The 18,401-nt window shown below is 50.3% G+C and carries 21 protein-coding genes; 10 read left to right on the top strand and 11 right to left on the bottom strand.

What is annotated here, in order from left to right; translation table 11 throughout:
• Positions 1 to 152 precede the first annotated feature (152 nt).
• Entirely contained in the window at positions 153 to 434 is a 282-nt protein-coding gene (locus QU595_RS11920; protein WP_315922162.1) for a hypothetical protein, read from the top strand.
• A gap of 15 nt (positions 435 to 449) precedes the next feature.
• Positions 450 to 1,595, top strand: a complete 1,146-nt coding sequence (locus QU595_RS11925) for a transglycosylase SLT domain-containing protein (protein WP_315922164.1) — start codon at positions 450 to 452, stop codon at positions 1,593 to 1,595.
• A 4-nt stretch (positions 1,596 to 1,599) separates the two neighbouring features.
• On the opposite strand, the gene QU595_RS11930 is transcribed toward QU595_RS11925, so the two are convergent.
• From QU595_RS11930 to secA, 5 genes are all read right to left on the bottom strand, one after another.
• Entirely contained in the window at positions 1,600 to 2,046 is a 447-nt protein-coding gene (locus tag QU595_RS11930) for a Panacea domain-containing protein (RefSeq protein WP_315922166.1), read from the bottom strand.
• Between the two features lie 23 nt (positions 2,047 to 2,069).
• Positions 2,070 to 2,243, bottom strand: coding sequence for a hypothetical protein (locus QU595_RS11935; RefSeq protein ID WP_315922167.1), 174 nt, complete (start codon positions 2,241 to 2,243; stop codon positions 2,070 to 2,072).
• A gap of 17 nt (positions 2,244 to 2,260) precedes the next feature.
• Complete coding sequence (locus tag QU595_RS11940; protein WP_315922169.1) at positions 2,261 to 2,689, bottom strand: hypothetical protein; 429 nt, start codon at positions 2,687 to 2,689, stop codon at positions 2,261 to 2,263.
• 6 nt (positions 2,690 to 2,695) lie between these two features.
• Complete coding sequence (locus tag QU595_RS11945) at positions 2,696 to 3,085, bottom strand: hypothetical protein (protein WP_315922171.1); 390 nt, start codon at positions 3,083 to 3,085, stop codon at positions 2,696 to 2,698.
• A gap of 549 nt (positions 3,086 to 3,634) precedes the next feature.
• Positions 3,635 to 6,097 carry a preprotein translocase subunit SecA gene (secA, locus tag QU595_RS11950; RefSeq protein WP_315922173.1) on the bottom strand — a complete coding sequence of 821 codons (2,463 nt, stop codon included), beginning with the start codon at positions 6,095 to 6,097 and terminating at the stop codon, positions 3,635 to 3,637.
• A 265-nt stretch (positions 6,098 to 6,362) separates the two neighbouring features.
• Here secA and QU595_RS11955 point away from each other — a divergent pair, with 265 nt between their 5' ends.
• The gene (locus QU595_RS11955; RefSeq protein WP_315922175.1) at positions 6,363 to 6,971 is read left to right on the top strand and encodes a MucR family transcriptional regulator; all 609 of its coding nucleotides are present in this window, start codon (positions 6,363 to 6,365) and stop codon (positions 6,969 to 6,971) included.
• An 85-nt stretch (positions 6,972 to 7,056) separates the two neighbouring features.
• Here the strand turns inward: QU595_RS11955 and QU595_RS11960 are convergent, their stop codons facing one another.
• The 3 genes from QU595_RS11960 to QU595_RS11970 form a co-directional block, all read right to left on the bottom strand.
• Positions 7,057 to 8,343 (bottom strand): hypothetical protein, encoded by a 1,287-nt coding sequence (locus tag QU595_RS11960; RefSeq protein WP_315922177.1) that lies wholly within the window; start codon positions 8,341 to 8,343, stop codon positions 7,057 to 7,059.
• A 74-nt stretch (positions 8,344 to 8,417) separates the two neighbouring features.
• Positions 8,418 to 9,332, bottom strand: coding sequence for a hypothetical protein (locus QU595_RS11965; protein WP_315922179.1), 915 nt, complete (start codon positions 9,330 to 9,332; stop codon positions 8,418 to 8,420).
• A gap of 70 nt (positions 9,333 to 9,402) precedes the next feature.
• Positions 9,403 to 10,053: a L,D-transpeptidase gene (locus QU595_RS11970; protein ID WP_315922181.1), complete on the bottom strand. Its 651-nt coding sequence runs from the start codon at positions 10,051 to 10,053 to the stop codon at positions 9,403 to 9,405.
• Positions 10,054 to 10,166: 113 nt separating this feature from the next.
• On the opposite strand from QU595_RS11970, the gene QU595_RS11975 reads away from it, so the two are divergent.
• Complete coding sequence (locus tag QU595_RS11975) at positions 10,167 to 10,631, top strand: aminoacyl-tRNA hydrolase (protein WP_315922183.1); 465 nt, start codon at positions 10,167 to 10,169, stop codon at positions 10,629 to 10,631.
• Positions 10,624 to 11,598 carry a hypothetical protein gene (locus QU595_RS11980; protein WP_315922185.1) on the top strand — a complete coding sequence of 325 codons (975 nt, stop codon included), beginning with the start codon at positions 10,624 to 10,626 and terminating at the stop codon, positions 11,596 to 11,598. Before QU595_RS11975 ends, QU595_RS11980 begins: the two co-directional genes overlap by 8 nt.
• Here QU595_RS11980 and QU595_RS11985 read toward each other — a convergent pair.
• A complete protein-coding gene (locus QU595_RS11985) occupies positions 11,595 to 12,095 on the bottom strand; it encodes a hypothetical protein (RefSeq protein WP_315922187.1) in 501 nt (166 codons plus the stop codon). The two genes, QU595_RS11980 and QU595_RS11985, sit on opposite strands and share 4 nt — an antisense overlap.
• A 2-nt stretch (positions 12,096 to 12,097) precedes the next feature.
• Positions 12,098 to 12,697, bottom strand: coding sequence for a hypothetical protein (locus QU595_RS11990; RefSeq protein ID WP_315922189.1), 600 nt, complete (start codon positions 12,695 to 12,697; stop codon positions 12,098 to 12,100).
• 230 nt (positions 12,698 to 12,927) lie between these two features.
• On the opposite strand from QU595_RS11990, the gene QU595_RS11995 reads away from it, so the two are divergent.
• The gene (locus tag QU595_RS11995; protein ID WP_315922191.1) at positions 12,928 to 13,575 is read left to right on the top strand and encodes a hypothetical protein; all 648 of its coding nucleotides are present in this window, start codon (positions 12,928 to 12,930) and stop codon (positions 13,573 to 13,575) included.
• A 112-nt stretch (positions 13,576 to 13,687) separates the two neighbouring features.
• On the opposite strand, the gene QU595_RS12000 is transcribed toward QU595_RS11995, so the two are convergent.
• Complete coding sequence (locus tag QU595_RS12000; RefSeq protein WP_315922193.1) at positions 13,688 to 13,990, bottom strand: hypothetical protein; 303 nt, start codon at positions 13,988 to 13,990, stop codon at positions 13,688 to 13,690.
• 140 nt (positions 13,991 to 14,130) lie between these two features.
• Here QU595_RS12000 and QU595_RS12005 point away from each other — a divergent pair, with 140 nt between their 5' ends.
• The 4 genes from QU595_RS12005 (at position 14,131) to QU595_RS12020 (ending at position 18,382) form a co-directional block, all read left to right on the top strand.
• Positions 14,131 to 15,192, top strand: coding sequence for a hypothetical protein (locus tag QU595_RS12005; protein WP_315922195.1), 1,062 nt, complete (start codon positions 14,131 to 14,133; stop codon positions 15,190 to 15,192).
• 85 nt (positions 15,193 to 15,277) lie between these two features.
• A complete protein-coding gene (locus QU595_RS12010; protein ID WP_315922197.1) occupies positions 15,278 to 16,336 on the top strand; it encodes a hypothetical protein in 1,059 nt (352 codons plus the stop codon).
• Position 16,337: 1 nt separating this feature from the next.
• The gene (locus tag QU595_RS12015; RefSeq protein WP_315922199.1) at positions 16,338 to 17,210 is read left to right on the top strand and encodes a hypothetical protein; all 873 of its coding nucleotides are present in this window, start codon (positions 16,338 to 16,340) and stop codon (positions 17,208 to 17,210) included.
• A 101-nt stretch (positions 17,211 to 17,311) separates the two neighbouring features.
• Complete coding sequence (locus QU595_RS12020) at positions 17,312 to 18,382, top strand: hypothetical protein (RefSeq protein ID WP_315922201.1); 1,071 nt, start codon at positions 17,312 to 17,314, stop codon at positions 18,380 to 18,382.
• Positions 18,383 to 18,401: the final 19 nt, after the last annotated feature.

Raw genomic sequence — 18,401 nt, forward strand, 5'->3', positions numbered from 1 at the left:
TTTGGCACCTGCATAAATAGATATCGGTGATCGGTGATTTAATTACAAGAGGCAATTTTCTTTTTTTTTATGCATTTCCCCATGCTGCGGCATGACGAGTTGCAATCCCTGTATTCTTCGCGACATAATTTGGTTATTCAAGGGAATTGGAAATGCAAGAAATCGCACAAAATCAATGTGAGTGGGCTGTAAATGACGCTGGTAACGTCATGCTCGCATTGCCCTGTTTTCATAAATCGAGCCTTGATTATGCCATTTTAGATGGAAACTATCTGATAATTCGATATGATTGGTTTCTGCGGACCCGGATTCTCATCCCGCCCGCCGTATATTCATTCCTTTCGGAAGCCCCATCGATCCTGCTTGTCGCTTTCAGCGCCGAGGGGGATATAGTTGAAGTTGATTTGCAGATTAGGAAGAACGCTGCGCCATAATTGAGAGAATTAACCATGGATTTGATGAAGAGAACGAAGGAATTTTTCTCCGATGGCGGGATGATTTTTTCGAGTAAGCATAATTTTCTGGCGAAATCCGTTCAGGCAATGGGCCTAGCAGCTGTCGTTACCGTGTTTCCTACCAGTGCTACCAAGGCAGACTTCAACAATGTCATACAGCCGTCGATGATGCCTCTCGCAAAGCAGGCGTTCGATGTCGCACAGCTCAACAAGCCAGCTATCCGCAGGCTCGCTTCAAAATTCTCCGATGGTACTATCCAGATTCTGAAGGACAGCTGGGAGCAAGCACGAGAGGAAGCGGCCAAGGAAGTGGTCGTAGACACTGTACATAAGGCCGTAGAAGCGGGTGTGACAGGAGTGATCACGGAGGCGGCCGACTATGTGGCTTATCATGCAGAGCAAGTCGCAGTGAACCTGACGGTGCACGAATTCGGAAACTTTAAGGTACCTCACTACGTCGCGAAAGAAATCATCCGCGCAGCCAAGGACACCGACTTCCCGGTCGAGACGCTGTTTGCGATTGCCGAGAAGGAGTCCGCCTTCGATCTCACCGCCAGCCCAAAGACCAGCAGTGCGTTCGGCCTCATGCAGTTTCTCGACGGGAAGTGGCTCGAAATGGTGAAGCTGCATGGCGCTGACTACGGATTGGAATACGAGGCCAGCATCATCCAAGAGCGCTCTTCGGGTGGCTTGACGGAGTATTACGTCAATAACGAGACCGCACGACAGCGGATTCTCGACCTGCGAACCAGCCCATATCTCTCGACCGTTTTTACCGCGATCAACCTCATTGACGCCAAGAACAAGATTGAAGCGCGCGTAAATACCGAGCTTTCGAATGAGGAGCTGTACCTACCCCACTTCCTTGGCACGAACGGAGCTGGCAAGCTGATTGAGCAGAGCGCTATTAAGCCCAACAAAGCGGCTGCCAAGGTATTTCCCGCTGCCGCCAAGGCCAATAGGGATATGTTCCGAGGCAAGGGCGGACGGCTTCTGACTGTCAGCCAGTTCAAGAGCAAGATCGTCTCGACGATTGAAAAGCGCACTATGAAGTACAACGACATCGAAAGCGTTATTGCCGACGTCATACCTCCAACACCCGAGAATTCCAGGAGCTTCCTGCTTGCATTCAGTCGCTAAAAGCCTAGGGGCGGCCAGTAACGGCCGTCCTTTTAAAGGCAGCGATTATCCCGAACGAAATTGGCGTGAAGGCCCCATGTGCTAATGCAATCCCCCACGGGCTATTCCGCCTGTTGGTGACGCTGGTCAGCTTCGGAATCGACAGATGGCCGTACTCTGCATAGACGTCGTTCAACAGCTCATCGTCTGCCTTGTTGACCCCGCTTCCATAGTGGGGATCTTCAACGTCCACATAAGCTCCTTGATCTCTGAAGGCCTCATAGACATCTGGGATAACAGGACCGTGCCACCAGGCCTCGATCCTGTTCCTCACTAAAGGCCGTCCGAATTTCTCGATATAGCGCTCATGCGAGATGTAGATCAGCCTGAACAGCTGCGATAAGGTCAGCGTATCCAACGCTCCAGCCGATTTGTTAATAAACCAGTTGGCAATTTGCCTGGCATCATACATGGCATCTCTCCTTCAAACTGTCGTCAGGAGAACGCGTCAATCATTTCCCAAATTTCGCCTTCGGTATAAAACGACGCGCCATCTCGCCGAACGAGATTGTCAATTTGCTGAAACAGCCAGTTCTGACTAAATCCTTTGGAGCGCTTCTGCGCAACCAAGCTTTGCACACGGGCAAAAGCTTCACTGTCAGTGACCACAAATATTGTCTCCGACGTCAATTTTCAATGCTCCCAGAATTCTGGATCACCAATGACTTTACACGATCCATGATTATCCGGGCGCGCTTGCTCGGAGCGGAAGTCAAAAACCCGCAACCCGTCGCATTCTCATAATTAACTAACAATGGAGAAAATTGTTCCGCAGTGGCATCTATAATTTCGCCCGTATTCTTATTCTTTAGATACCAGTGAGTCTGCCCCTGCCCTAAGCCTTCAGGCCAACGAGCATGATTTACGATCTGAGGGACCCAACCATTTTCCGAGCCGCCAAGAATATGATAAATCGCTTCCGATGCGGCGTAACAATGCCCCTTAAAAAGGGCTGCAGAGTCACCCACAATTTTACGCCATTTCGGCGTCAGTAAATCATGGGTGAGGCTCTGTTGAACGTACCTGACAAGGTCAGCAGTCGCGATTGCTTCCACAGAGGATCACAACGAAGGTTGCGCTTCCGACGACCAGGACGTCGGCAAATTCGACGTAACTGCCATGGTAACGAACTGTTCGGCCGTAACATATCCGCCTTCAGGGTTGTTCGTGAACGAAATGCGTTCGATGGTGTGGAAATAATCCTTGTCACCTTCGACCCACGATCCCGGCATGCGCGACAATAGATCAGGGATACCAACCTTGTTCGGGAGGAAAAGATTACCACCATCGAGGGATTCGATGATTTCCGCGATATCCTCTTCCGAAAGTCGTCCTTCTAGAACGATGGACTCCCTCGCGTGATGTGCTCCATCGTGCAGAGCATAGTCGATGCGGGTGTTGGCTCCTGCGCCAGTCGAATTGACTTCGAACGGCATATCATTGGAACGCATATAATTTTTCTCCATTTAACAACACTGTGTGCCTGTGGCAGCGCCGTTCAGACTTTATCGATATTGAGGATATTTATGGGATAATTCAAGCTTGTTCTTCAGTAACAATTTCGTTTTTTCGCTGAAAAAATGGGATATAAAGCAGATATTCCACATATTTTGCTATTGCACACGTACGAGATAATTCCGTGTCGGCCATTTGCGCTAAATCTGGGCGCATCCTGATTGAATTACCCAAGCCGTTCCCACATAAAATGCGACAAAAAATGGCCCGATGAGAAATCCCATCAGGCCAAATTTGAATTCAGAAGACTTAGTTCATTCCAATTTTAGACGAGTTACGTCTTTCTGAAGCTCGGATCAGTCATTGGGGGGAGGGGGAAGCGTCTCCGAGCTTGTTTTTAAGATGCCAGACCCTTTGTTTTTTGGCAAGGATAAAATGTGAATTTTGCCGATTATTTTGTTGATTAATTGAATCCTCGCCTGATTTTAAGGGAAACCGGAGCGTTCTCATGGAGCTACCCCGATGAAGCCCATAGGTCCTTAGATTTAAGCAGCCATTTGCACCACAGGACGAATGCGCATGGAATTCCCAGCCGCCTCAATACCAATTTCCTTGAGCGTCGCCTGGAACATTGCGAACGCATCAGTCCTGAATTCCACGATTGGGTCACGCTGGCCAACCGTGCGAAGCCCAACGGATGCCTTCAGCTCCTCAAGCTCTTCATTGTGCTTCCGCCAGACCTTGTCGAGAGCGAGCATCAGCGCTGTCTTCTCCGCGACAATGATCTGGTCCTCGCCAATGGCTCGTTCGACCTCCTGACGCCGCAAACGGATGCCCTCCATGATGCGGGCCTTCACCTCGGAAGCAGTGATCCCCTCCTCCGTGAGCCAAGCAGGGATATCAAATTCAAGACTGAGATAGGTGATCAGTTCGTCCTGCAGGCCTTCCCCGTCCCATTCGTCAGGATACATCCCGTCCTGCAGATAGTTGTCGCAGAGATAGGAGACGGCTTCGCTGCGCATCTCAGCAACGACTTCCCGCAGATCATCAGTGTCCATGTAGTCCAGACGCATTTCACGAATGGCTTTGCGCTGTTCATTGATGATGTCGTCATACTTCATGACGTTCAGACGAATTTCGCGGTTTCGAGCCTCAACACGTAGCTGCGCCTGCTGTATCGACTTGGAAATGATCGGGTGTGCGATCACAGCGTCGTCGGTAAGCCCAAGGCCACGTGCAATGCCCACGATGGCTTTGCCGTAAGTCTGGATGATCTCGTCTTCGAGGGAGACAAAGAAGATGGTCCGGCCTGGATCGCCCTGGCGGCCGGAGCGACCGCGCAGCTGGTTGTCGACACGTCGACTGTCGTTGCGCTCGGTACCAATGACGAGGAGGCCACCAGCGGATACCACGGCCTCTGCGGTCAGGTTGCTTTCCCCCTCGCCCGCATTATGTCCACCCAACTGGATATCGGTGCCACGGCCAGCCATGTTGGTTGCGACCGTGATAGCACCTGGCAGACCTGCCTGGGCAATGATTGCGGCTTCATTCGCATGGTTGCGGGCATTCAATACGCTAAACGCCTTCTCCGTAGCTTCATCCGGCGCTCCAGACAGGCGATGGAAGCCAGCCTTGGTGAGATGGTGGGCAATCAGTTCGGACTTCTCAATCGAACTCGTACCGATCAGGACAGGCTGACCACGCCCATTGGCTTCGACGACAGTTTCGATCACGGCCGCGATCTTTGCCTTCTCGCTCAGATAGACCTGATCGTCTTCATCGACACGCTGGACGGGCTTGTTGGTTGGAATGACCACGGTCTCGATCTTGTAGACGGCTTCCAGCTCGTCGCGTTCGGTCTCGGCTGTGCCTGTCATGCCGCTCAGAAGGGCGTACATGCGGAACAGGTTCTGATAGGTGATGGAAGTCAGCGTGACGGTCTCAGCATTGATCTCGACACCCTCCTTGGCCTCCAGAGCCTGATGAATGCCGTCACTGAAACGGCGATCCGGCTGCAGGCGGCCAGTGAAGCTGTCCACGATCATAACCTTGCCGTCGTAAACGACGTAGTCCTTGTCGCGGAAGAAGATTTTATGAGCCTTCAGGGCTGCGTCGATGGCACGGGAGATCGAAAGGTCGGCCCCGTTGTGCAGTTTGTTCTCGCGGGTCGTGATGCCAGTGACTTCCAACCGCTCATCGACATAGTCCGCACCATCTTCATTCAGGATGACCGACTGATCCTTCGGGTCGACCATATAGGAGCCATCTGGCAGGCCTTTCACCATTTGATCGATGACGGGGTAAAGACCAAGCTTGCCTTCGTCAGCGCTTGAAATGATCAGCGGCGTCCGTGCCTCGTCGATCAGAATGGAATCGGCCTCATCGACAATCGCGTAATGATGTCCACGCTGGACCATCTGCGAAGCCTCAAGCCGAAGATTGTCGCGCAGGTAGTCAAAACCGATCTCGCTGTTGGTGGCATACGTAACGTCACAAGCATACGCAGCCCTGCGCGAAAAATCGTCCATTCCGCCAACCACAACGCCAACAGTGAGGCCAAGGAATTCATGAATCCGGCCTATATCGGCGGCATCGCGTTGGGCGAGATAATCATTGACCGTAACTACATGAACTCCCCTCCCCTTCAGAGCGAACAAGAAAGAAGGCATGGCGGCGACCAGTGTTTTTCCTTCACCAGTGCGCATTTCAGCAATTTTCCCCGTAGACAAAGCAAGCCCTGCAAGAACCTGCACCTTATGAGGCCTGCGCCCAGTGACGCGCTGCGAGGCAATTTTCACAAGTGCAAATGACTTATTCCGGATTTCTCCGCTTAGATCCGCACCTGCGATTGCCTCATCCTTGAGGTTTCTGACAATATCTTTCAGCTGATCGTCAGTTAGATGCATAAATTCCGCTTCAAGGCGCTCGATTTCAGCGATTTCATTGTCGAAACGATCCAGAAACGATTTCTTTGAAGGTAGCAGGCTTCCAAATAGGCGCTTAAACATAGGGGTATTTTGGCTCCAAACGGGGTATTCCAAGGGTTCAAAGCCCAGATTACGCTCATTTTCACGCCCTAGAAACCATTATTCAGCAACTTTTTTCGTTTTTCTGGAAATTACCTCTTGCGGACTACCCCATTTGTGCTAAGTAAGCGGCAACTCCAGTCCAATCGTTCGCGAGAACATGAGTTTTAAGGAATGGAGAAGTTTCGGATAGCCCAAAATTAATTGGGTGAAAACGAGCAGGACATTTCGCAAGGAGTAAAAAATAATGTCTATCAACGTGCAGCCGCCCAAGGCGGAAAAGGTCGCCGACAAGGTTCTGGAATTCATGACGACGTATGTCCAGACCCACCAGGTTCCTCATCAGGAACTGCCGGAATTGATCGAAAAGCTGATCAATACCTATTCGTCTCCTGGAGTTGTGGAAGTCAATGTCGGGAACTTCGCGCAGGAGACGGCATCTGTGCTGTCGGACAAACAGTCTGACATCAGCGGTGCAAGTCTCATGAACCAGGCTCCCCTCCCAGCCGCCACGAACGCCATTCCGGTCGCTGTTGCTGCTGAACCGCAACTGAAGCGTGGTCGTGGACGTCCGCCGAAGCCCTATATCCCTTCGCCGAACCTCGTGAACATCCCGAAGACCCCGAAGGTCAAGGTCGAGGACAGCATTCATCCTGATCACCTGGTCTGCCTCATCGATGGCAACAAGGTCGTCATGATCAAGCGCTATCTGAAGACGAACTTCGGCATCACCTTCGAAGACTACAAGCGCCACTTCAATCTTCCGGCAGATTATCCGGCCTGCTCTCCGAACCATTCGGAATCCAAGCGCCAGTTCGCCGCCAGGATCGGTCTCGGCAACACGAAGGCTGCTTAACATCTACCTTCGTGTTCTCTCATCAAAAGGCTGTCTCGAAATTCGGGGCGGCCTTTTTTGTTTACCGTTTTTGAAAGTGGTGCTCTCACATTGTGAGTTTTGGGGCCGCATCCATGCCCTTCAAGAAATTTACCTGATCTTCATTCAGAAGCGCATAATTGATGAAGTTCATCCCGAAATCGCGCAGAACAATCATATCATCGACCAGCCCCAAATTCGAAAAATTGTAATCTTCTACGTCGATACGTGTTTCAGCATTGAACTCGCGTATGCCTTCGAGGAAATCTGCTAGGCGATTAAAGTGCATCTGCACATCCGGCTTACCTTCAAGTTCGAAATCCAGAATGTAGCGCATGCTCTGACCACCGCTTAATAAACTAATCCAGAGGCGGGCCAGATCGGCTTCCATTTCGATAGTTTCGATTAGGGATGAATTGTCGGGGAGGAAATTATCTATCTGTTCCCGATGGATTGCGAAATGTGGTTTCCCTTCGAACTCGAACCGCTTCACGTCATAGATTTTAGGGAATTGCGCCTGATAATGCTCCTGAAGATAGAGGGCGAGCGCTGCCTCGCGCTCCACCGGAGTAATCTTCACAACAGAGCCATCATTCAGGAGAATTGCCTCTCCCTGCTGGCCGCGACCGAGAGACTTTTGTGCTTCTATGCCAAGCTCCGCACAAACCTCATCGATGAAAGCGGTCGGGAAGCTCGACTCATACGTGCCGAATGTCGGACCAGCCACCAATCTGTTGGTGCTCATAGATTTCAGGATGTCAGGACAAATCGAATTCATCCCAAAGTCCCTGACGACCAGGCGATCCTTGTAGACACCGATATTGGGCAGATTGATATCCGAAACATCAAAGCCTGTGGCCTCGTTAAAGGCATTCAAATCAGTCAACAGGGTCTGAAGCTGTTCGGCTCTCTGAAGCAGCTCCACGTCGCCTTCGAGGTCTTCTGTGGCCTTCTTGAGCAGTTGCTCGGGGCCGTGGCGCAGAAAATACCAATAGCGGTTCAAACAGTCTTTGCGATCATTCTGTGTGTCGTATTCCGGCCCCTCAAAAATGCTCTCCACATCGGAACGAACAATGCCGTAGACCTTTTTGCCGCGAACCGTGACCTGATCAACCGCATCGACGTCGGGGAAAACAGAACAAGGATTATTTTGGAGATATAGTGACAGCGCTGCGTCAAAAACCGATTCAGTGACCTTCATCACTCGGCCGTCCTCCAGCGCCAGGACTTCGCCCTGAAGGCCATCTCCCAGAGCAGCAAATGGCTCGACACCCATTTGCTCGGCCAGCTTGTCAATGACCGAAGTTGGGTATAGCGAGCCATATTCTGGATAACGAAGCTTACCTTCAAACAACACGTCGAAATTCTCCTGATATTCTGATCAGGTTATCGACGGTCCTTGCATTCAACTATGTACGAAAAGTTGCCCTACATTTTCCATGCCTGTTCAAGGCGCTCCAGATGGGATCTGTCGTATTCTTCAGCCACTTTAGATGCTGCTTCCGACTCTTCATACAGACCCAAACGAGAGCAGATTTCCGACCGTTTTTGCCAAACGCCGTGATAGGCCTCAATGACGTCCCATTCGTTCATGGTTTTTCTAAACTCATTGATGCTCTCGATCACTGATTTAGCCTGCTCAACAGCTTCGCTTTGCTCAGATGAGAATGGTGTCGCTAAGGCTGATAGATGCCCAACACCGCCCACTTCCAGCGAAGGAAACGTATCTCTCAGTTCTGGATGGCTGTCGACCAGAGTAGTTATCTGCTGAACTATCTCTTTAGCTTTTTCAAAAATAAGAACAACGTTCGCCGATTGCGCCAATTTGACTCCAGTTCCTATTGGTGTAACGTTATTGAAAGTAGCGGCAACCGTCGCTTCTGAAAGCACTTCTTTCAGCCGTGACAATGATGAGTCCAAATCTCGCATAAACCCGTGGGTCTCAATCAGATGATTCAATTCGTCGATATTTCCGCCAACACTGAGAATTTTCCCGTCAATGAAAGCGCCTACCTGCTGTGAAACCTGAAACTGCTTTTGCTCCCTATTGAAATTCGACGTCCAGAGATACTTCGCTCCATAAAAAATTCCCTTTGCATATCCAGCAAACGAGCGAGTTTTCATAGGAAACCCATTCGCATCTGGAAGCATATCGCTATTCATTATGCGGTTCTCTTCAACCTGCCTGCGGTGCTTTTCGGCAGCTTCGTTGAAAGCACTCATGATCTCAGAGAGAGTTTTGTCTTGATTTTTCTGACTTACGTGGTCGAGGGTTCTCGCGCGAACCCGCTCCATCAATGCGTTTTTTTGCGTATTATTGGAGTTAACATTGTCCATCATCATGCACTACCTTCTGAATTCGTCAAAGAATATTCCGACTGACTTGTGCATGTTACAATGGAGTAGGCCTAACTCACTTGAGGACAACGACCTTAGCCCCACCCTGCACCAGTTCATAAAGCTCGGAAACGTGCTCGTTGTGCATACGATAGCAACCCGATGAAGCCGCCTTCCCGATGGATTTTGGTTCATTGGTGCCGTGAATGCGAAGGTAGCCCTCAGCAAGATAGATTGCACGGATGCCAAGCGGATTGGAGGGGCCAGCCTTCACAACTTCGGGCAGTTTTGGATTGCGCTTTCGCATATTCGGCGTCGGCCGCCATTCAGGGTTCTTGCGCTTATGTGTGACCTTGGTAGTGCCCACCCACTGAGCGCCCTCACGGCCGACAGCAATCGGATAAGTCCGCATGGTGGAGTCGTCTTCGATATAATGCAGAACGCGCTCGCCAGTTCGAATGACGATGGTGCCTGGCTGATATTGAGGATAGGCATTATCCTCAAACATGGCCTCGTGGACATAAACAGCAGCCGTCGCGACAGGCAGGTCCTTCTTGGACGCTACTGATATTGGTTTTGGCGTTTCAGGACGATATTTTGCCTGCTCAGCTATTTCCACGAGCTGCGCACGACGCTCGGCCTCGGTCATGAATTCTGCGGATGCAAAGGTTCCCGAAAAGAAAATATGCAAAACAGAAACGGCAATAATTTTCGACTTGATGTGCATTTTGGTTTTCCGGTTATTTAAATCATCTTGCCATATCAAATTTTTCTGTCAAAAAGGAAATTGAGGGATTTTAAGTCGAAGTCTGAAAACCCGCTTCATTCAAGGAAATCATAATGTCCGACATCCAGCAGAACAACCTAGAATCCGCTCTCAGCGGCGACGTGAAGGATCATCGTGCATCTGGTGATCAGCCTCAGAACGAGCTGAAGATGTGGTTGTTGCTGCGCAAGGACCTCCCGATGACGGAAGGGAAGCTGGCTGTCCAATCGGGCCATGCCTTCGGCACCTGTATGGTTAATGTCGCTTTCAAGAACCCTGAACTGATGAAGGCATACCTGGCTGACGCACAGCCGAAAATTTCGGTGCGCGTCAAAAACCAGAATGAACTCGAAACCTGCATCGAACTGTGCCGTCAGGCAGGCATTGAAGCCACAACAATCACCGATGCGGGGCGAACGGAGTTCAACGAGCCGACCATGACTCTTGGGGCTATCGGCCCTTGCTATCGCGACGATTTGCCGAAGAGGGTGAAGAAACTCCAGCTCTTCACTGGGTGGAGCACCGAAAACGATGCGTAAGCAGAAGCGGCTGTATGGCGACATCGCCTACTGCCACACGACCATAAACCTTTGGTCTAAAGTTCGCTTCAGCAAGCGCAGATGTGTCACACATCTAAACGAACACGAGAATAATTCACGGCAAAAGTCGAAGATCAATCACTACAAGGCAATCGCTGCTAATCAGAATATCAACAGGAACCGGAAGATGAGCAAACCGAAACACGTTTCTATACCTGCCAGGGTGCGTACCATATTCCGTGAGAGTGCCGAAGCTGCTCCAAAGGCCTATCTCTCAATCCTGCTCTTCACTGTCATCGGACTGGTCATCTCGTCTCTGAACTACGTGATAACGGGTGGCGAAGAATTTGCGAACGCCTATTCGGTTCTAACCCTGCTCGTTGGCCAGATCAGTGTGTTCTATATCACCCAAAGCAGCGTGATTCATGGCACGCCTCCAGCAATTCGACAAATGATCAAGACAAAGAGCTTCTGGATCTATGCTCTTGGCGTTGTCCTGCTTTCTGCGACTTTTCTCCTGACGTTCAAGCTCTCGCTTGCGAGCGTGGTCAATGGCTGGGGCGGGTTCATGAACCTGCTCGGGATCAAACCAGAAGCATATGGCTTTCCTGACATGGAGAAGATCGCAATTACAACATCGTTCTTCTTGACCATCTTTTTTGCGCGTAAACTAGCTTTCGTTTTGCCGGAGATCGTGGCGGGTAAACCCCTGAATTTCGTCGCCAGCTGGAAACTCATGAAAGCGGGTAATATCCCATTCTGGATTACCCTTATCTTTGTCATGTCACCGCCGGTCGCGCTAGCGGTCGGCTATACCTATGTCAGGACGCCATACCTGATTACGCAAATTGTGACGCAAATACTGACTTATTTCCTGATGACGATGCACGCTATCGTTTTCTCCGCAACAGCGGCTGTATTCTGGAAAGAAATTGTCGGAGAAAAAGATAAGGCGGTCGTCGCCTAACGGTTGAATATTGGAGCTGGCCGATCCTTGAGTGGGAACTCCGCGCCAGCTTCAAACACCAGTATCCAGCTATCTGCTTTCAGAGCATTCTCGTCATAGATGGCCATGAGCAGGCCATCCGCCTCGCTGTCGATCTCCACAGCAGGCCCATAAGTGCTCTCAACGTAGTGGCGATCAGCCGACACAAACAAGATGCTGACGACTTCTCCGAGGCGCTCCAGGCCGTATTCAGAGGCAATATGTTGGTGCCGTGGGTCGCTGGAGGCCCTCAGAGCCTCATAAGCAATGTTGCCATACGCGGTGCGGCATTCGTGGTCCAACTCATGACGCTCATCGGCATCCAGGTCTTCATCATCGAGGCGCTCGAACATCAACGGGTCGATGACACGCCACCAATTCCCGCCTTCAGCAGCTGGAAGCAGGATATCAGGCACTTCTCCGTTTGGAGAGCCATGCCAGAGTTCTGATGGCAAAGGTTCACCGCCGACGTCTTGCATGATCACATGCCAGCCTTAGGAGCTTCAGCCTCGACCGATTTCTTGGCCTTCAGACGGGCTGTGGTTTCATGAATGAACAGCTGCGTCGTCATGGTCTCGTATCCATCAGCGGTGATAACCGATGCGAAACCGCCATGCTCGCCGATGGTTAGTTTATCGCCCGTTCGCGAGCCTTCAACCGTGACCACAGGCAGCTTGTCTGGGGCCGCTTGGCACAGCGCCTGCAACAGATCTTCGAGTTTTTCTTCAAATTGGTAATCGTCGACGCGCTGCAATCCTTCTGGTTCAGCCAAACTGGCTTCAGCGACCAAGCGCAGATCGTAAAGAGGATGGTCTTCAGCCATTCCGTCCGTAAAAACAATCATCTCTCTTGCGAGCGAATGAGGGATGTCCATTTGACCGTGGTACTGATGATCCTTCTGCAACGAGAGATAGTAGTAATTCTGAAGCTTATCGAAATCTGGCCCCATCCGATAAAGACGGGACATCGTCACCCCATCAACGACTTCCTTTCTCATGAACTGCAGTAGGAGCTGGCCTGGAACCGTTTGCTCCATGAGCTTGGAAGGGATCGCTGGGGAAATAGTGTATGAAACAGTCATTGGCCTAACTCCGAAAGTTTCGTCTATTCAGCATTATCGGCTCGCAAATTCAAATGGAATTACGCATTTCTGCTTACATATTCATTATTTAACTAGAATTATGTATGAGAAAAGCAACAACGAGGTCACATGAAAAACAGTTTGAAATCAACAGAGCAGCTTCGAGCAGTCGCAGGCACGCCGCGTCAAACGCTTATCGTTTCGGCTGCCGATGGTCCAAAGGCGCTCTTGTGAAGACTATCGACCTCGTCCGCACTCTCGAACGATATGTCGCCAAGAACGGGACACTTGTTGTTGGTGTCTGCGGACACGCAGGCGCGGGCAAGTCGACGCTGTGTAGGGAATTCATCTATCTGGCCTCAATCCCGACCATTAGGCTGAACTGCGATCTCTTCTCCACCCATGGCTATCGTGAGCGCCAGGAGCTGATTGCAGTTGCTCGGGCTACTGGTGATCGAAACCAAATTGACGCTATCGAGAACCCGCGCGATTGGTACGCCTATAACGCCATAGCGAGTGCGATTTCCGATCTGAAGCAAACAGGTCGTCATAGCTACAAAAGAGCGTGGAACAGCGAGACAGGTGATCTGGACGGAACCTACGACGTCTCACTGCCTAACCAGCGGCCCGCGATCATCCTTTGCGACGGCATCTATTTGCTTCACCCGCCTATCAGGCAGGCACTGGACATCACAATCATAGTGGACACGGCAACGGACATTCTCGACCAGCGCTGTATTGCAAGGTCCAAGGGCGATATCGAGCGTGCTCAACAGCACAGGACGATGAGAGAACGTTTCGCGGTTCCCTACTTCGATCAGTACGGATGGCTTGCCGATATCGTGATTGACGACAAAGCTGAAACCAGCAACCTTTGATGATGAAGGTGGGTCGACTTCAATGTCACCATCAGGCCAACCAAGCCAAGCGGCTTTGGTCTCGTAAACCACGGTAATGGGCGATGAAGGCCTGGCGAAAGCTGGGCCTTTTTCAATCGGCGGTCAGCTTGGCCAATTGCTCTTCCAATTCAGTCACTCGACGCTGCAGCTTGCGAGCTTCCAAATTATAAAGGATCGCCGAATTCAAAGCGTTCTTGAATTTGTGGACATTGAGTTCAAGGGTGCCTGCCTGAAACTGTAGTTTCATGTTCTGCATTACCAATGGCGACAGCGCGTTTGACGCTATTTCCGAGTTTTCGGTCTGGAACCACCATTCTGCGCCTCTGAAATTCTCCAGGGCCGCAGTCATCTTCTCAATATCTTCTTGTCTAACCCATGGTTTCTGCGGCGTCATGAAATCATCCTTAAAATGTCATTGAGACAATGATCTCATCAATGAATTGGTTTGAAAAGGTTAGTTCAACAGAGAAATTGTTGCTTTCAGGCGGGTGATCAATATTCGAACTAGCACAGGACAATACGGGGAGAGCCTCAATGGGCATGCACAAATTTCCACTTTCATATTCCGTGAAAGGCAAAATGCCTGGGACTCGAAAAGAAGAAAGCAAAAGAGCCTTCGAAATTGCGCATCTGCATGTGCGAGAAGTAAGTGAGATCGACACAAGCATTATCGGTGCCGTCAAACTCGGCGATCACACCGAAACGATCCGGTTCTTTGAAGGCAAGTTCTGGATCAAAGATGCGTACACCTCAGAAGATGGGATGAATTTACGGCGCATTGGGAATTTATCGCGCCAAGATGCGCTGGAGGAAGGCGCAAGCACTTTCAGAGATCGTTTTTGTCATAATAGCACAGCCCAGTTTAAAAGCGGTGAAGCCATTGATGAGAGCACCCTAGGCTTCAAGTCGGTTACAGAAAACGGGAAAACCGATTCAGAAAACGGTCTGAAGAACTTGGTTCAAGACAACATCATTGAAATTGACGGCGAGCTATACGTGCAGGTCCCAGAACCCATATACGAAATACACGCCAGCAAAGAACCTGAGTATCCAAAGGCTTGGGTTCAAGTAAATTTTTTAAAGTACGAGGACACCTATCATGGAAGGTACTCACTTTACGACTATGATTTCAGCTTCCGCTTTGCTTTTGACAAGCGCGACGAACTAGACCTTATGATCGAGCATTTGAGAAATGATCATAATATGGAACCCGCCTTCATATCTGATGGCGAACACTATTTTGGCGGAGAGTTCACAACTATCAACGATGATCGAAAGAACCTGCTTAATGCTGGAAAAGTGTTAGTCGAAAACAAGAGATATTGGGAGGACTGGCCAGTCGCCCAATTAACTGCGTGGGGAAATCTACGCGATGCCTATAGGAACGCGACCGCCGTTAAAAAAGAAGAAACGCCAGAAGATACTCTGGACGCCCTCGCCGAGGCTTTAAAGGCATATGATGGCTTGCAAGGGAAGGACGGTGTTCTTTGCTTGAGCACGCACGCACGTGCAGCCGTCTATAAATGGGAGACCAGAGAGATCGATTTGTCGCAATCTCTTGACCTAATTGAGCCTAACACGCAGCCTTCCATTTAAATCGGATCCCATCGATTGTTGCAGTTGTCGCTTTCAGGTTTAGCTCTCCATAATTGCCTGAATTTTGGTATTTTGGAGAGACAGTATGGGCGCGCACGATTTCCCTCTTGCCTATGCCATCTATGGCATAAAAAGCGATAAGAAAACGAGAAAGCGGAAGTCTGAGTATGATGATGGCATCGACTCTTTTGCAGCGTTCGAAATCGTATCACTTCATGTCAGGGAAGTTAGCGAAATTGAAACCTCAATCATTGGCTCGTTCAAGAACGACACCACTCAGGAGGAAATCCGCTACTATGATGGCAAATACTGGATAAAGGACAGCTATTCGGAGGCTAACAGAGACCTCCGAAGCTCTGCTCTGTATCGTATAAACCAGTTAGGTCGCGGCGGAAGCGCGTTTCGCGATCATCGTGGCCATGACCGGATTGAACAGGGCTTTCTTGATAGAGCACACATTGACGAAAGCATGTCTGGCTTCAAGAAGATCACTCATAACAGTCGTGTATACGACCTGGAAAGATTGCACGAGAACGTCTCTGCCGATCTGATTGAAATTGACGGCGTCCTCTATTTCCAAGTCAAAGAACCCGTTTTCGAACTTCACATTTATGATGACAGCGAAGGACCACAAGCGTTTGCCCGTCTTGCGCTTGATTACTCAAAGCCACGCTTCAAGCCAACTCGCTACGAAGATGTTTTCCGTTTCCCATTCGACAAACGGGATGAACTCGACCAGGTCGTTGAACACATCGGAAAGCATCTGGGGATTAAGGTCGAAAACTCCAGCTATGGCGAGTTCTATTACGGCGGGGGCGAATTTCAGACCTTTGACGATGACCGCACCAATCTGCTCGCGGCGGCCGAAACCCTTGTTCGCGATATCGACTGGATGAAGACGTGGCCAACCCCTCGGCTGACCGCGTGGGGAGAACTGCGCGACGCCTTCGAAGAGGCAAAGAAGCCTGAGGCGACAGATGACGCTATCGATCAGCTCGTCGATAAGTTGGATGGCTTCGGCAAGGCCAAAGATATCAGCCTGCACACTCAGGTCGCCATCTACAAATGGCGGAGCAGAGCCATTGACCTCGATCTCAATTTCGACGAGCTGGCTCCTGAGCAACCGCCTGTAATGAGCATCTAAAATGGTTGACAACGAAACCTACGTCATTGCCTTCCATGGCACGACCAGCGCGTTCGACGGCTCGATCCAGGAAAATGGCTTCCTTTCAAGGCCAATGACAAAGCTGTCGCAAAAGCTATCCACGAGCATCGATAGCGCAACAGATCACATGGTTGCGTTTGACGGCACTTACGTGGCCTTGGAAAAGAACACCGCATGCTATTACGCGAAACAAGCCGCAGAGGTTTTTGGCGGTGAACCTCGCATCTACGCCATGCGCGTTCCGTTGTCTTCTATGGTGCCCGATGAAGACGAGGTCCATTTTGCTCTGTCGTGCCATTTGGCGGCCGTGTTGGGCTACGACGAGAGTTCAATTGAGGATTTCCAGTACGCTACGTCGGCATGGTCCCTGGATTTGGCCAAAGACGCCGTCCAAGGGATAGCTGAATGCTTCGGCATGGACGAGGCGGCAGTTGAGCTTGCAGCTGGGCACCTCCATGCCATGATAGAGCCAACAGTGCAGGATTGGGATGGTGAACTTTTCTTCTTCCATCCGGAAGGCAATAACCAAGGATGGGCATCACCGCATTGGGTGCGAAAGCTCACCTCGCTCGAACGCGGCTTCGATCTCTACCGAGACCAGATGGACAAGTTCCTCGGGTGCATGAGAGGCGCATCTCCTGAGACCTGTCCTGCAGGCTATGACGCTTTCAAGGGCAGGATCACGGACACATTCAAGTTCGATGACAATGCAAATGGCGTGACGGTCATCGGTTTCGGCACCCGCCTCAACCCGTTCGAACATTACAGTGATTTGACGAGTCTGAATGGAGCCGAAATGGTTTTGGTGCCGGAAATGCTGGAAGCGGCAAAGGCGACCACGTTGAGGCTTTAGAACCGCTCTTCCAGCAGGCTGGCATATGGCGACATCATCGGCATTGTCGATTGCGATCCTGAATGTGACATTAGGACGAACTCAAAATCAGGATTTTATTCATGTCTCATCACGAATTTCCTCTCGAATACCGCATAGTTGGCATTTTCCCTCGTCACCGTAATGAAGCTGCCAAATCTTATTTGGAATTCGTCGAACTGGAGGTCACCGACGTTTCTCCATACGAAGCCCCCGAGGGTGCAATCCTGACGTCGGAACATGCCACTGAGCGCCTACGCTATTTCGATGGGCGCTGGTTCATTGCAGACAGAAGCTCAAATCCAGATGACGAAAACTCAGGCTACATCAGAACACAGGGCAATCTGGGTGTCATAGAAGGATACGGCTACAACAGCCCTCCGACTTTCATCGATATGGCAAAAAGTAGCGTTTTCGATAGCCAAAACTTCTCAAAATACGACATTAAAAATATAAACAATCGTCAGATCGAGACTCCGCAGCCCGACGACTTTAGAATCATTCACAACAATAGCCGTGAAGAACAGCTGTCAAAACTCGCCAACAAGGTTGCGGCCAACGTTATCGCTGTCGATGGCGTCCTTTATACTGAAGTGCCCGAGCCTGTTTTCGTGTTCGATTTTTCGAAAGAGATGTACAACTTCTCATCGAAAAAGGACGATCCGGTCGTAAACTTGCGCGTTGTATTTGGAGAACCCGAATTCGATGACAAGGAAAAAGTGCTCGTATATTCAATTGACCAGCGCGAAGAAGTAGACCGAGTGATCGCACATTTGGCTACTATTGAACAGATCGACGTCAATGTCATTTCGAATGCTGATTATATTTTTGGTCACGTCAATGAGGTTCGTCGTGAAAAGACCGAGCTGAAAAGCGAAGCAAAGCATTGGATCAGGCATGACACGGACAAAATGAGAGACTGGGATCGCAGTCACATTGACGCGTACCTGGATTTTCGTGATGCATGGCGAGCCGCAGAGGTTCATGAATTTTCCGATGAAGCCCTGAACAAAGTAGCAGAAACGCTTCGGGACTACGGACAGTACACCAATATCGGCCCATATTCGAGAATGGTAATCGAGCGCTGGGAGGCAAAGCCAATCGAACTCGATTTTCTTTTCGATGCGACACCCGAAAATATTCCGTCAATGTGAATTTTCCATTGTAAATAGA

Origin of the sequence: Mesorhizobium sp. SP-1A (genome assembly GCF_032460275.1) — a bacterium.
In the GTDB taxonomy this organism is placed as follows: domain Bacteria; phylum Pseudomonadota; class Alphaproteobacteria; order Rhizobiales; family Rhizobiaceae; genus Mesorhizobium.

Coding starts and splice junctions, on each gene's coding strand:
- QU595_RS11920 (WP_315922162.1), top strand. CDS start 153: ATGCAAGAAATCGCACAAAATCAATGTGAGTGGGCTGTAAATGACGCT.
- QU595_RS11925 (WP_315922164.1), top strand. CDS start 450: ATGGATTTGATGAAGAGAACGAAGGAATTTTTCTCCGATGGCGGGATG.
- QU595_RS11930 (WP_315922166.1), bottom strand. CDS start 2,046: ATGTATGATGCCAGGCAAATTGCCAACTGGTTTATTAACAAATCGGCT.
- QU595_RS11945 (WP_315922171.1), bottom strand. CDS start 3,085: ATGCGTTCCAATGATATGCCGTTCGAAGTCAATTCGACTGGCGCAGGA.
- secA (WP_315922173.1), bottom strand. CDS start 6,097: ATGTTTAAGCGCCTATTTGGAAGCCTGCTACCTTCAAAGAAATCGTTT.
- QU595_RS11955 (WP_315922175.1), top strand. CDS start 6,363: ATGTCTATCAACGTGCAGCCGCCCAAGGCGGAAAAGGTCGCCGACAAG.
- QU595_RS11965 (WP_315922179.1), bottom strand. CDS start 9,332: ATGATGATGGACAATGTTAACTCCAATAATACGCAAAAAAACGCATTG.
- QU595_RS11970 (WP_315922181.1), bottom strand. CDS start 10,053: ATGCACATCAAGTCGAAAATTATTGCCGTTTCTGTTTTGCATATTTTC.
- QU595_RS11975 (WP_315922183.1), top strand. CDS start 10,167: ATGTCCGACATCCAGCAGAACAACCTAGAATCCGCTCTCAGCGGCGAC.
- QU595_RS11980 (WP_315922185.1), top strand. CDS start 10,624: ATGCGTAAGCAGAAGCGGCTGTATGGCGACATCGCCTACTGCCACACG.
- QU595_RS11985 (WP_315922187.1), bottom strand. CDS start 12,095: ATGCAAGACGTCGGCGGTGAACCTTTGCCATCAGAACTCTGGCATGGC.
- QU595_RS11990 (WP_315922189.1), bottom strand. CDS start 12,697: ATGACTGTTTCATACACTATTTCCCCAGCGATCCCTTCCAAGCTCATG.
- QU595_RS12000 (WP_315922193.1), bottom strand. CDS start 13,990: ATGACGCCGCAGAAACCATGGGTTAGACAAGAAGATATTGAGAAGATG.
- QU595_RS12005 (WP_315922195.1), top strand. CDS start 14,131: ATGGGCATGCACAAATTTCCACTTTCATATTCCGTGAAAGGCAAAATG.
- QU595_RS12010 (WP_315922197.1), top strand. CDS start 15,278: ATGGGCGCGCACGATTTCCCTCTTGCCTATGCCATCTATGGCATAAAA.
- QU595_RS12015 (WP_315922199.1), top strand. CDS start 16,338: ATGGTTGACAACGAAACCTACGTCATTGCCTTCCATGGCACGACCAGC.
- QU595_RS12020 (WP_315922201.1), top strand. CDS start 17,312: ATGTCTCATCACGAATTTCCTCTCGAATACCGCATAGTTGGCATTTTC.